Source organism: Bartonella japonica (assembly GCF_040545385.1).
Lineage (GTDB): Bacteria > Pseudomonadota > Alphaproteobacteria > Rhizobiales > Rhizobiaceae > Bartonella > Bartonella japonica.
The window spans coordinates 74,442-88,123 of the sequence record NZ_JBEPLT010000005.1 but is presented as its reverse complement, the minus strand read 5'-3'; the positions used below and the strand labels follow the sequence as shown (position 1 = coordinate 88,123).

The following is a 13,682-nucleotide window of genomic DNA, read 5'->3' as shown; positions in this document are numbered from 1 at the left end:
GAAAATATGATACATAAACTTTTTAACAATATAATCGTTATCTTTGCAACAATTACGAATGTGGCTATAGATGGACGGATAGTATATCTAAATTATACAGTTATGATAGATCTTGATTAGGAGTTAATTATTTCAATGCGTCTTTCTCAATATTTTCTTCCACTTTTAAAAGAAAATCCTAAGGAAGCAGAGATTGTTTCTCATCGATTTATGTTGCGTGCAGGTATGATTCGCCAACAAACATCAGGGATTTATTCTTGGCTTCCTTTAGGTAAAAAAGTACTTGATAAAGTTTGTCGTATTATTCGTGAGGAACAAGAACGAGCTGGCGCTATAGAAATATTGATGCCAACAATCCAATCTGCGGAACTTTGGCGTGAAAGTAATCGTTATGATGATTATGGTTTAGAGATGCTCCGCATTAAAGATCGACAAAAACGTGATTTACTTTATGGTCCAACGAATGAAGAAATGGTAACAGATATTTTTCGCTCATATATTCATTCTTATAAAGATCTTCCACTTAATTTGTATCATATTCAGTGGAAGTTTCGTGATGAGATTCGTCCACGTTTTGGTGTGATGCGTTCACGAGAATTTTTAATGAAAGATGCTTATTCTTTTGATCTTGATTATGAAGGATCTAAAACATCTTATAATCGTATGTTTATTGCTTATTTGCGTACTTTTTCTCGTCTTGGCTTAAGAGCAATTCCTATGCGTGCTGATACAGGTCCGATTGGTGGTGAACTCAGTCATGAATTTATTATTTTGGCTGAAACAGGAGAGAGCTCTATATTTTGTGATAAGAAATTTCTTGAACTGAGTGTTCCAAACAGTTCAATCGATTTTAATGATAAAGCTATTTTGGCTGATATTGTGAAACAGTGGACTTCTTTTTATGCAGCAACAGAAGAAATGCATAATGAAGAAGAGTGGAGTAAAATTTCTGACGATAATCGTCTTTCAGCTCGTGGTATTGAAGTGGGGCATATTTTTCATTTTGGTACTAAATATTCAGCACCAATGGGGGCAAAAGTGATGGGACGAGATGGAAAAGAGCATGTGGTTTCTATGGGGTCTTATGGTATTGGACCTTCGCGTCTTGTAGCCGCAGCTATTGAAGCGTCTCATGATGAAAACGGTATTATTTGGCCAGAATCTATGGCACCGTTCGATTTTGGTATCATTAATATGAAACCGGATGATGAAAAATGTACACATGCATGTGAAACTCTCTATCAAGGTTTTAAAAATGCTGGTTTTGATCCATTGTTAGACGATAGAAATGAACGCCCTGGATCAAAATTTGCAACAATGGATTTGATTGGTTTGCCGACACAAATAATTGTTGGACCGAAAAGCATTGCACAAAATGAAGTTGAAATGAAAGATCGAAAAACGGGTGTTAAAAAATCTCTAATGGTTGAAAATGTACTCAACCAATTTTCTGTAATTTAATAGGCAATGTTATGAAAAGGTTCAGAAGTAAATGGTTTTCATCTTATGAATGGATGATCGCTTTTCGTTATATGATTCCCAATAAAAAACATGTCGTTGCTTCTGTTATTTCAATCATTTCTCTTATTGGAATTATGTTAGGGGTATTTGCTCTTGTTGTTGTTATGGCTGTGATGAATGGTTTTCGCACAGAACTTCTCAATCGTATTCTTGGCATGAATGGACATCTCATTGTTCAAACATTGAATTCTAGTTTTTCCGATTATAATACTCTTATTCCTTCTTTAGAATCGATCAATGGCATGAAATTTGCTTTACCTGTTGTCGAAGGTCAAGCGCTTGTGCAAGGTGAAGTTCAAGGGGGATCAGGTGCTCTCGTTCGCGGTATGCGCAAACAAGATTTAGAGAAGCTTAAAACAGTATCCGAAAATATTAAATCAGGTTCCCTTGCTCAGTTTGATAAGGAGGAGTCTGTTGCTATTGGTAGTGGTTTGGCAACAAAATTAGGACTCACTATTGGAAGTGATCTTCGTATCATCACGCCAGATGGTGATGCAACTCCTTTTGGGGTGACACCACGTGTTAAGGCTTACAAAGTTGCAGCAATTTTTGAAGTTGGTATGTCTGAATATGATTCAATATTCGTTTTTATGCCTCTCCGTGAAGCGCAAATGTTTTTTAATTTGGGAGATAAAGTTCAATCTTTAGAATTATTCCTGAATGACCCTGATACTGTTGATCGAATAAAACCGTCTATAGAAAAGGCAATTGATCAACAAGTTTACTTAATTGATTGGCGTACACGCAATCAGGCATTTTTTTCAGCTTTACAGATTGAACGAAATGTTATGTTTTTCATTCTTTCTCTTATTGTCCTTGTGGCAGCTTTAAATATTATTTCAGGACTCATTATGCTTGTAAAAGATAAAAGTCATGATATTGCAATTTTACGCACGATGGGTGCACAACAAAGTGCGATTATGCGTATATTTATCGTCACTGGTATGATGATTGGACTGATTGGAACAATATTGGGCTTAATTTTTGGTATTATAGCGGCCGCGAATATCAATCATATTCAGGATTTTGTTTCTTGGTTGTTTAATGTTGATGTTTTTAATGCTCAACTTTATTTTTTAACAAAATTGCCTGCGCAAATTGAGTGGGGACAAACAGCCATGGTTGCTGTAATGGCTTTATTTTTATCTTTTCTTGCTGCTCTCATTCCAGCATGGCGTGCTGCTAAGCTCGATCCTGTACAAGCTTTGAGGTATGAATAATGACAGCTGTTTTAGAGCTTATAGAGATTGAGCGACATTTTTTCGAAAATAATAAACCTCTTGTTATTTTAGACAAAGCCAATTTCATTCTTAATCGCGGAGAACTTGTAGCACTTGTAGCTCCCTCTGGAGCTGGAAAGTCAACACTTCTTCAGATTGCTGGATTATTAGAAAAGCCAACAGCTGGTGATGTGATATTACGAGGTGTTTCTTGTGCAAAGTGTTCTGATAGTGAGCGAACAGCTATCAGACGTAATGATATTGGTTTTGTTTATCAATTTCATCATTTGCTTCCAGAATTTACAGCTTTAGAAAATGTTATGATACCACAAATGATAGCAGGATTTAAAAAGGCAATAGCAGAGGATCGTGCATTTAAATTACTAAAATATCTGCGTGTTTCTCATCGTGCTCACCATAGACCATCAGAATTATCGGGAGGAGAACAACAACGTGTTGCAATTGCACGTTCTGTAGCAAATGCTCCTTCGATTCTTTTGGCTGATGAGCCTACAGGAAATCTTGATCCTGTTACTTCAGCTTATGTATTTCAAGCTTTATCTGCACTTGTTCGTCAATCTGGGCTTTCTGGACTTATTGCAACGCATAATTATGCTTTGGCTAAGCAAATGCATCGTCGAATTACAATTAAAGAACAAAAAGTTATAGAACTTCCTTAAGGTGATATACAGAGTTTATTTTAAGAATTAAAAGCTATAATTAAGATTATTTTTGCCTCATTAAGGAGATTTTTATGGCCCCCCTTGTCGTTGACAAAAATCAATTGGATGTACGACGTCGCCGATTAGTTTTTCGTGCATGGCACCGTGGTATTCGTGAAATGGATATAATTTTGGGACAATATATAGATGCCCATATTGTTATGATGAGTGATAAAATGATCTCTGAATTTGAATATATTATGTCTTTTGATGATCGTGATTTGCTGACTTGGATTACTGGAGAAATTGCGCCACCATTTGAAATTGATGGTCCGCTTTTTCGTGACATCGTCAATTATCATATTTGCATAAATTGAAATGAATTCCGATGTCTCTCTTAAAAGAAATTATTATTCCGAAAAACACTTCCTCTCAAATTATTTTTGACGGTATTATTGATGGATTTGAAGCTTTTGCGCTTTCTAAATTATGTTCAGAAATTGCCCAAGATAAACCAATCGTCTATGTAGTTCGCGATGGAACAAAACTTGCTCATTTACAGCAAGTTCTAAATTTTATTGATCCCAATTTGCCTGTGCTCCAATTTCCTGCATGGGATTGTTTACCTTATGACCGTGTATCACCTGGAATTTCTATCACAGCACGTCGATTATCAGCTTTGGTCCATATGGCAAATTTACGTCAGAATCCACATGATGCGATTATCTTAACCACAGCAAATGCAATTATGCAAAAATTGCCACCACGTAAAATGATTGAATCTCAGGTTATTCATGTACGTATTGGCCAGACTATGAATATGGAGCATCTTATTCAATCTTTAGAATGCAATGGTTTTGAACGGGTTACGGTTGTCAAGGATGTGGGAGAGTTTGCTGTAAGGGGAGGAATTCTTGATGTTTTTTCTCCCGTTGAGGTTGAACCTTTGCGGCTTGATTTTTTTGGCAATACCTTGGAAACTATCCGCGTATTTGATTCAGAGACACAAAGAATAACAAGTAAAAGAACGGAACTTTTATTACATTCAATGAGTGAGGTTGTTCTCACACCTGATCTCATTAGTCGATTTAAAAGCAATTATATCCGTACATTTGGTATATCACAAAAAAATAACATGCTTTATGAAGCTCTTTCTCAAGGGCGACGTTTTGCTGGTATGGAACATTGGTTACCATTTTTTTATGAAAATCTTGATACTTTTTTTGATCATTGTGGTAATTTACCTATTGTTTTTGAGCATCTTATAGAAGAAGTATTCACCGAACGTTATCGCCTTATTAAAGATTACTATGATGCACGCAAAGAACGTGCAAATGATAAAGAAAGTTCTACGTCTTATCATCCGATAGAGCCAGACCTTCTTTATTTAACGCCAGAACGTGTTTTGGAGTGTGTGCAACAATCTGGACAGCGTATTGATTTTACCCCTTTTCATGTTCCGCAAGCTTTTGGAAAAACTCTTGTTCATGCGAATGTAAAACAAGGATATGATTTTGTAAAAGAGCGTAATGCACAAGAGAAAAATGTTTTCTCAAGTGTGGTTCATCATATCTCTTCATTGCGTGCTGCAGGAAAGAAAGTACTTTTAGCTGGTTGGAGTGAAGGATCTCTTAATCGTTTGGTGCAAGTTCTTGATGAGCACGGATTAAAAGAAATAAATTTTGTCAAATCATTACAAACTGTCAAAGCAACACCACGTGATCGTATATTAGCGGCTGTTATGATGCTAGAGCATGGCTTTGAAATGGAAGATTTCTCTATCATAACAGAGCAAGATATTCTTGGTGATCGATTAATAAGGTCACCAAAACGTCGCAAAAACAACAAGAATTTTATTTCTGAAATTGCCGCTTTAAATTCAGGCGATATTGTTGTGCATATTGACCATGGTATTGGGCAATTTGTTGGTCTCAAAACCATTACGACTACAGGAATTTTACGCGATTGTCTTGAAATTAAATATGCTGGAGATGATAGACTCTTTTTACCGATTGAAAATATCGAGCTTCTTTCACGTTATGGATCTGAGGGAACAGATGTAACGTTAGACAAGTTAGGTGGTCTTGCTTGGCAAGCACGAAAAACACGACTGAAAAAACATTTATTGGAAATGGCTGGTCAATTGATCCGTATAGCTGCAGAGCGTGCTACACGTTCTGCACCTACTTTGGTTCCACCAATTAGACCGTTTGATGAGTTTGTTGCATGCTTTCCTTATGAGGAGACAGAAGATCAAATGAATGCCATTGATGCTGTTTTAGATGATTTAGCATCGGGAAAGCCTATGGATCGCTTAATATGTGGTGATGTTGGCTTTGGAAAGACAGAGGTTGCCATTCGAAGTGCTTTTGTTGCGGCATTAAGTGGATATCAAGTTGCTGTTGTTGTACCAACAACTTTGCTTTCACGACAACATTACAAAACTTTTATTGCACGTTTTCAAGGATTACCCATTAAAATTGGTCATGCTTCACGGCTTGTGAAAGCGAAAGAACTTGCACAAGTTAAAAAGGGTATCTCAGATGGTACGATTGATATTGTCATTGGAACACATGCCTTATTAAGTGATGCAGTTAATTTTTTACGGCTAGGGCTTCTTATCATTGATGAGGAGCAGCATTTTGGCGTAAAACACAAAGAGCGTTTAAAAGAGCTTAAAAGTGATATTCATGTTCTCACACTTTCAGCAACTCCTATACCACGAACTTTAGGGCTTGCTTTATCAGGTGTTCGTGAACTTTCATTAATAACAACGCCACCCATTGATAGAATGGCGGTACGTACTTTTATTTCTCCGTTTGATGCACTTGTTGTTCGTGAAACATTGCTTCGAGAATATTATCGTGGTGGACAAAGTTTTTATGTTTGTCCTCGTATTTCTGATCTTGTTTCTGTGGAAGAATATCTTAAAACGCATGTGCCTGAACTCAAGTTCGTTGTAGCACATGGGCAAATGCCGGCTGGACAACTTGATGATATTATGAATGCATTTTATGACGGGCAATATGATGTTCTTCTGTCAACAACCATCATTGAATCAGGACTCGATATTCCAACAGCCAACACGTTAATTGTTCATCGTGCTGAGATGTTTGGTCTTTCAGCTCTTTATCAATTGCGTGGCAGGGTAGGGCGCTCAAAGCAACGTGCTTACGCACTTTTTACATTTCCTTCTGGTAAAGTTTTAACGCCTGCTGCTGATAGACGTCTTAAAGTGCTACAGTCCCTTGATAGCTTGGGGGCAGGTTTTCAATTGGCAAGCCATGATATGGATATTCGTGGTTCAGGAAATTTTTTAGGTGAAGAACAATCAGGGCATATCAAAGAAGTTGGATTTGAGCTCTATCAAAAAATGCTAGAAGAAGCTGTTGTGGAATTAAAAAATGGTGAGCAGAGTAATGATAAACAATGGTCCCCTCAAATTTCTCTTGGTACAACAGTGATGATACCAGAAAATTTCGTGCCTGACTTACCATTACGTATGGGGCTTTATCGTCGTTTAACAGAACTTGATAATTTAGAGCAAATCAATGAATTTTCAGCAGAATTAATTGATCGTTTTGGTCCTTTGCCACTTGAAGTTCAACATCTTCTTAAAGTATTTTATATCAAAATATTATGTCGAAAAGCACATGTAGAAAAATTGGATGCTGGTCCAAAAGGTATAGTTATACAATTTCGCAATAATTATTTTGAAAACAGTGCTGCTCTTGTTCAGTGGATTGGAAAACAAGGTTCGATAGCAAAAATTCGACCAGATCAAAGTATTGCTCTCATTTATGATTGCTCCACAGTGGATAAAAGACTTATTAGAGCGGCAAATGTTATGACACAGCTTGTAGAAATGGTAGAAAAACATTCTGCTTAGGAAACTTCTCTATTGGACTAAATATATATTCATATCTTGTAGAAATATTCTATAAAATAGTTATTTATCTTGTTTTTATAAGAACGATCTTAAAGTTCATAAAGAAAAAATATCTTTTAAAATACTCATTTTCAATAATACATATTGATACAATTTGGAAAATACATTAACAGTACACTTATTAAAATTGATAGCGCTATTTATATGAATTTTTTAAGTGAAATGATATGATTTTTTCATTACAAAGGTTGCTTGCTTTAGGTGTTTTATTGCTCACTTTAATATATGGAGTAAAAACTGTTCATGCTGAATTTCTTTTCGATGAAACTCTTGAGGAAAAATATCAACGTTTCAAAGAAAGAAGATTTGTTATTAGTAGTGCAATTGAGTTTATTGAAGAAAGATTAGATGAGTTAAATCTTTTAATCGGACGTGCTTCTGATTCCACACAATATAGGCTTTTGCATGAGCAGGATAAGCTTTTACGCAGACAAAATGATTTAAATGAGGAGTATTTCAGACTTACTTTAAAATTAAGTAAGTTGGCTGAATCAAAACTGAAATTAGTATCCAGAATGCACATAGCAAGAGAATATGAAAAAGAAGAGTATAAAGAAAAGCTGGTTAAAACAAAAGAATATCTCAAAAAAACTCAATTATTTAATGAATGGAAAGCAAATGAAGATGTTTGGGGCAATGATGAAATAGTAGAAAATTATCTAGTTTTCGTTGTTACTTGCAGAACTTTGGGGAGCCTATTGCGTAGTGATATAGCTATTATTTTGCGTAAAGATTTTGGCTGGAAGAAGAAAGATTTTATTTGGGCAAAATATGCAATGAATTTGATAGATCCAAAGCTAATAAAGGATATTAGAGAGCTTCTAAAGACTGGCCCTTATAATTATAAAAAAGAATTATATGATAATATAAAGGATTCTCTCATACGGGGAGATTCATTTTTGGAGAATATCCCTGCAATTTGCAGAACCTTTGAGAAGGTACATGATATAATGCTTCCAAATAAAAGAAAAGGCGTTATCAATCGCATGTTTTATCATGTGAAAGAGTGGTTTAACAATCAGTAGTTATATCCACTCTTATTACACTGACTTCATAGGGCAAAAAAATATTTCATTTTTATAACAATGAAACTATGATGCAGTATGTAAAAATAACACCGATTTTACATAAAAAAATAATTTTTATACGGAATTATAAAAATATTTAAATAAAAAATACGAGTGATGTCTACTATAAATGTTATAATAATCTGAATTTATGAATATTTTTCTTTAAAAAATTTCATTTAATAATATATAATTCTACAGTATTTTCTAAATATATAGATAGTTCATATTAATAAATTAACTTATTTTTAAAATATTAATTATGTAAAAATGTATTATATTTTTATATGTATTTGTAATTATATTTTGTATTATTATAATTTATAAAGATAATAATTTTATCTTTATAAGATATTAAATGTATAAAATTAAATTATACTTTAAATATTTGGATAAAATGGATTTTTTTAATTTATAAACGTTTATTATTTCATATAATAAGATATATTATAAATGAAGAAAATTTAAGATAATGGATACATGTTATTTTTTATTATGCCATCAAGCTGGAAGAGGGTAGCTATAGAATGATATATTAAGTGGGACGTTTGAAGTATGGTAAACGTGCTATTCGTTGTTCAGGTTAAATAATATATCATGGCATCTATAGCCGGATCAGTTATTTCAACAAAATTAAATTCCCTTTCAAATTACGAGAAGCCAAGAATTTCAGTGATTGATTTGTTTGTTTCCTGATGAAAGAGAGTGTAATTATTCTTATTCCAGTATGAATGTCAAAATGCTTTATCGCATTTTGACATACGAGTGTGATTTTTTCTTATGTAAGTGATCAAATCATAAGTTCAAATCGAAAATATAATCCACAAAAAACAATAGATTTATTATTTTCTTTTATAAAATCTGTTTTTCGTAAAAGATTTTAAGTTTTCTGTTGATCAACCTATACCTGATTCATTTGTTTAATATCCATGACTTCAGGAAGAATTGTATCAGGATAAGGTGCTAAAAGTGCTGTTTTTTCAATAGCTGAAAGAAGAAAAATATCCCAAATAATTTTCTATTCTCATGTAAATTTTATTGAATAAGATGATGATTGTTCCATTCAAAATTGAAAAATATCAACAAAGTTTGTTTGACTCTTTATCTTTTTAAATAATGTGACGGCATATTAAAAATAAATCTCATGAGACTAGCAGGGAGGTTCTTTAAAAAAAATCTTTAATAATACGTTTTTGTGCACAGTGAGAAAATGATATGTGTGTTGCTAACGACTTGAATTTGTTTCAACAAAAACATCAACTATGTTTTTTAAAAGGACTCAAAATGCTTCTTATAAACTGTCTAAATGCAAGGGCTTTCACAACATTGGGTGATAGCAAACATAACAAGCCATTATAAAACTACAGATTACAAATGAATTTAATCCTAAAAATGTCCTAACAGCATCATAATTCACTTTATTTTTTTAATTTTTTTCATGAAGAACATAAGAAAGATATTCTAGCTTTTCTAATCATTTGCAAGACTCCTAAATTGTAATGCTTATTACTAAAGATTCATGGCTCAAAAAAAATAATTATTATAAATGTAAAGGAAAATTGAAAGTAATGAGAGATATAGAACAAAATAAGATTTTATATTTTAATGACATTACAATGCTGACTCGTTTATGTAATATTACATTATTCTATTGCACGAATGTATTTTTCAGATAAATTTTATAAAATACCAATCTATAAAATAGGGAGGTAAGAAAATTGAAGAGTTTAATAAACTATTTTTATTATATTTTTCCCTAAATTTGACTTTTATCTTTATATTGAAGTAAGAATAACAGAAGAGGGTGTCATTTCATTGATTTAATTTAATACACTTGATTAAAATTATATTTGATATTTCTAATGTTGGAAATATTGTAAAAGCGCATTGAAAGGATTAATTTAGCCATGTCGCATAAAAGTATCTATTATGTTAGTTCAGTATTAGCTGGAGCAGTTGCTTTTTTTCTTGCAATTCACTCTTCTGCAAATGCACAAACCTTAACTCAAGGTTGGCAAAAGGTTTGTAGTAAGCAGAATGATGTTGATATTTGTAATACAATGAACACTGTTTTATCAAATACTGGGCAGCCTTTAACGTCTTTTAATCTGGTTGAAATAAAAGGAAAACAAAATGAAAGCCGTATAGGGATTCAAGTTCCTACAGGCCGTTTTTTACCAGAAGGTGTTCTTATTCAAATAGGAGATAATTTCTCTAAGAAAGTTCCTTATATTATTTGTAACGGACCGAGTTGTATTGCTAATGATGTCTTAGATGATAAGCTTATTACTGCCATGAAAACTGGTTCAAAAATGCTTGTGACGACAATTAATTTCCGTGGTTCAGCTAATCCTATTGAATTTTCTCTTAATGGTTTCACATCTGCATACACAGGTCCTGGTATGGAAGAAAAAGAATTTCAACAAGAGCAGATAAAATTGCAACAAGCTATTCAATCCAACCAAAAAGAAATTGAAGAGCGCATGCGTGCTGAGCAAGAAAAAGCTAAAAAGAGATAATAAATATACAACATAGAAAAAATATTCTTTGAAGCTTTTTCTATGTTGATTTACTAAAACCGCCACAAATGTTTTGTAGCGGTTTTTTTGTGCTTAATTTTTGGAGAGAGTTCTACGTTTCCACCAACCAATACGTTGGGTTTTTGGAGCGTCATCAGACGTTGATGATATAATAACGGGCTGATTAACTATTTCTTCAATTTTAGAGCGAGTTGGTTCGACAATTTGCTCTATTACGGTTTCTTGCCTTGATGTTTTCTCCATTTGGATTAATTCTTTAGAGAGTGATTTTTTGCGTGTTTTAGGTGTAGATTTTTTACTTTTAGGCGTCTTTTTCGAGACTTCATCAGTAGATTTATCTGCTTTCTTTGTTTGAACTTGAGGTTTGAAACTGGTTGCAGATTTTTCTTCAAGAGGTTCTAGAATTGCTATATCTTTATTACCTTCAATGGATTGTTGATTTTTCAGTATTTTTGAAGAACGTGTTTTACGTTTTTTAAGTTTAACAGCTGCATCAGCTTTTACATTTTCCTCTTGCTGTGTGTTTAAATTCTGTATGTCATTTTTTGATTCCTCAAGCTGGATAGCAGCTGGAATATGACTCTTACGATGTGCTGTTTTTACTTCTTCTAAGGTTTGCTTGGCAAAATCTCCTACTGGCTCTGCGTAAGGAATGCGCATTTGATAGAAATCATTGTCTTGATTACGACGACCACCACGACGTCCTCGACGACGTCCTCGACGACGCCCTCGACGACAGGATTCATCATCCAAAGAATCATTTTTTGTATGCTCTGTAGAAGAAAAATTTTCATTAATCTCGGCTTGAAGTTTTTTACGTCGACGTTTCGAGTTTACTTCAACGGATGTTTTATCTTCGGCAGTTTCACTCTCTTTTAAGAGTGCGTCTTCAACTTCTTCTGTATTGTTATCTTCAAACTTCGAGGTAGTCTGGGAAGCTGCCTCTGCTATTGTTCCCTTAGAAATAAGGAAATGTTGTGTTCCAATACTATCATCTGCTTCAATACTAATATTAAGTTTAAAGCGCGTTTCTAGATTAATAAGAATATTGCGCTTGTGGTTTAACACATAAAGCGCTGTTGCTATAGGAGTACGCACAATAATGTTATATAGCGGATTATGAAGAAGATATTCTTCAATTGAACGCATGACATGTAAAGCAATTGATGATTCCGAACGAATATTTCCTGTTCCAGCACAATGTGGACAAGGTTGAGTAGTACTTTCTAAAACAGATACACGAATACGTTGACGACTCATTTCTAAAAGGCCAAAATGTGAAATGTGACCAACTTGAATACGAGCGCGATCATTTTTTAAGCAATCTTTTAACTTTTTTTCAACTAATCTCACATTACGTTCTTCAAGCATGTCAATAAAATCAATCACAATTAAACCAGCAAGATCACGTAAGCGTAATTGACGCGCTATTTCTTCTGCAGCTTCCAAATTTGTTTGTAACGCTGTTTTTTCAACAGAAAATTCTTTTGTAGAGCGGCCAGAATTTACATCGATGGCAACAAGTGCCTCTGTTTGGTTAATAACAAGATAACCACCAGATTTTAAAGAAACTCGTGGCTGCAACATTTTATCAAGCTGAATTTCAATATTATTGCGTGCAAAAATAGGAATATGATCGCGATAAGGTTGTACAACTTTCGCATGACTTGGCATAAGCATACGCATAAAATCTTTTGCTTCACGATATCCTTGATCACCAGAAACAAGAATTTCATTGATATTTTTACTGTAAAGATCCCGTATAGAACGCTTGATAAGATTGCTTTCTTCATGGACAAGGCATGGGGCAGTGGATTTGAGTGTCAAAGTACGGATAGTATCCCATAGCCGTATCAGATAATCATAATCGCGTTTGATTTCAGCTTTAGTTCTATTCGCTCCAGCAGTGCGAAGGATAACTCCCATACCCTTGGGAACTGCTAATTCTTTTACAATTTCTTTAAGACGCTTACGATCTTGCACATTGGTAATTTTTCGTGAAATACCACCACCACGTGCTGTGTTAGGCATTAAAACAGAATAGCGACCTGCTAGAGATAAATATGTTGTGAGTGCAGCTCCTTTATTGCCACGTTCCTCCTTAATAACTTGCACCAACAAAATTTGACGACGTTTAATTACTTCTTGAATTTTATATTGACGTTCTTGTTTTTGCTGATAGCTGGGGAGTTCTTCACGTACATCTTCTGCTCCAACCATTTCGATATCATTATTAGAAACACATGAATCAAATGTTTCTTCTGCATCATCTATGATCGTTGCTTCGGATATAATGTCATCCTCAACATTTGTTGCTATGGTACTGTTACGTTCACTTTTTTTTGTTTTTTTAGAATTTCTTTTATTTTTGTTAGTTTCTTCGGTGGGAGCAACAGCATAATTTTCTCGCATTGCAGCCTTTTCCTCTTCTTCAAGAAGAGCGAGGCGATCAGCAATAGGGATTTGATAATAATCAGGGTGAATTTCAGAAAATGTCAAAAAGCCATGACGATTTCCACCATATTCGACAAAAGCTGCTTGGAGCGATGGTTCTACACGCGTTACACGTGCCAGATAAATATTCCCCTTAAGCTGTTTTTTGTGTTCTGATTCAAAATCAAATTCTTCAATTTTGTTGCCGTAAACAACAACAACACGTGTTTCCTCCGAGTGAGAGGCATCTATAAGCATTTTGTTTGACATAAGTTAAAATCCTGAAGGCG

At 34.1% G+C, this 13,682-nt stretch carries 8 protein-coding genes; 7 read left to right on the top strand and 1 reads right to left on the bottom strand.

From position 1 onward, the window contains the following. Window positions 1–135: 135 nt before the first annotated feature. The 7 genes from proS to ABID39_RS03605 all read left to right on the top strand — a co-directional run bounded on the left by proS (window position 136) and on the right by ABID39_RS03605 (window position 10,938). A complete protein-coding gene (gene proS, locus ABID39_RS03635; RefSeq protein WP_354186139.1) occupies window positions 136–1,461 on the top strand; it encodes a proline--tRNA ligase in 1,326 nt (441 codons plus the stop codon). Between the two features lie 11 nt (window positions 1,462–1,472). Beyond that, entirely contained in the window at window positions 1,473–2,741 is a 1,269-nt protein-coding gene (locus tag ABID39_RS03630) for a lipoprotein-releasing ABC transporter permease subunit (protein ID WP_354186137.1), read from the top strand. Then, window positions 2,741–3,421, top strand: a complete 681-nt coding sequence (locus tag ABID39_RS03625) for an ABC transporter ATP-binding protein (RefSeq protein ID WP_354186135.1) — start codon at window positions 2,741–2,743, stop codon at window positions 3,419–3,421. Before ABID39_RS03630 ends, ABID39_RS03625 begins: the two co-directional genes overlap by 1 nt. Window positions 3,422–3,495: 74 nt before the next feature. Continuing rightward, on the top strand, window positions 3,496–3,780 hold the full coding sequence (locus ABID39_RS03620; protein WP_354186133.1) for an FAD assembly factor SdhE: 285 nt from the start codon (window positions 3,496–3,498) through the stop codon (window positions 3,778–3,780). Window positions 3,781–3,791: 11 nt separating this feature from the next. Continuing rightward, window positions 3,792–7,292 carry a transcription-repair coupling factor gene (mfd, locus tag ABID39_RS03615; protein WP_354186131.1) on the top strand — a complete coding sequence of 1,167 codons (3,501 nt, stop codon included), beginning with the start codon at window positions 3,792–3,794 and terminating at the stop codon, window positions 7,290–7,292. A gap of 227 nt (window positions 7,293–7,519) precedes the next feature. After that, on the top strand, window positions 7,520–8,377 hold the full coding sequence (locus ABID39_RS03610) for a hypothetical protein (RefSeq protein ID WP_354186129.1): 858 nt from the start codon (window positions 7,520–7,522) through the stop codon (window positions 8,375–8,377). A gap of 1,949 nt (window positions 8,378–10,326) precedes the next feature. Next, complete coding sequence (locus tag ABID39_RS03605) at window positions 10,327–10,938, top strand: invasion associated locus B family protein (RefSeq protein WP_354186127.1); 612 nt, start codon at window positions 10,327–10,329, stop codon at window positions 10,936–10,938. A 93-nt stretch (window positions 10,939–11,031) separates the two neighbouring features. On the opposite strand, the gene ABID39_RS03600 is transcribed toward ABID39_RS03605, so the two are convergent. Further along, on the bottom strand, window positions 11,032–13,662 hold the full coding sequence (locus tag ABID39_RS03600) for an Rne/Rng family ribonuclease (protein WP_354186125.1): 2,631 nt from the start codon (window positions 13,660–13,662) through the stop codon (window positions 11,032–11,034). Between the last annotated feature and the right edge of the window lie 20 nt (window positions 13,663–13,682).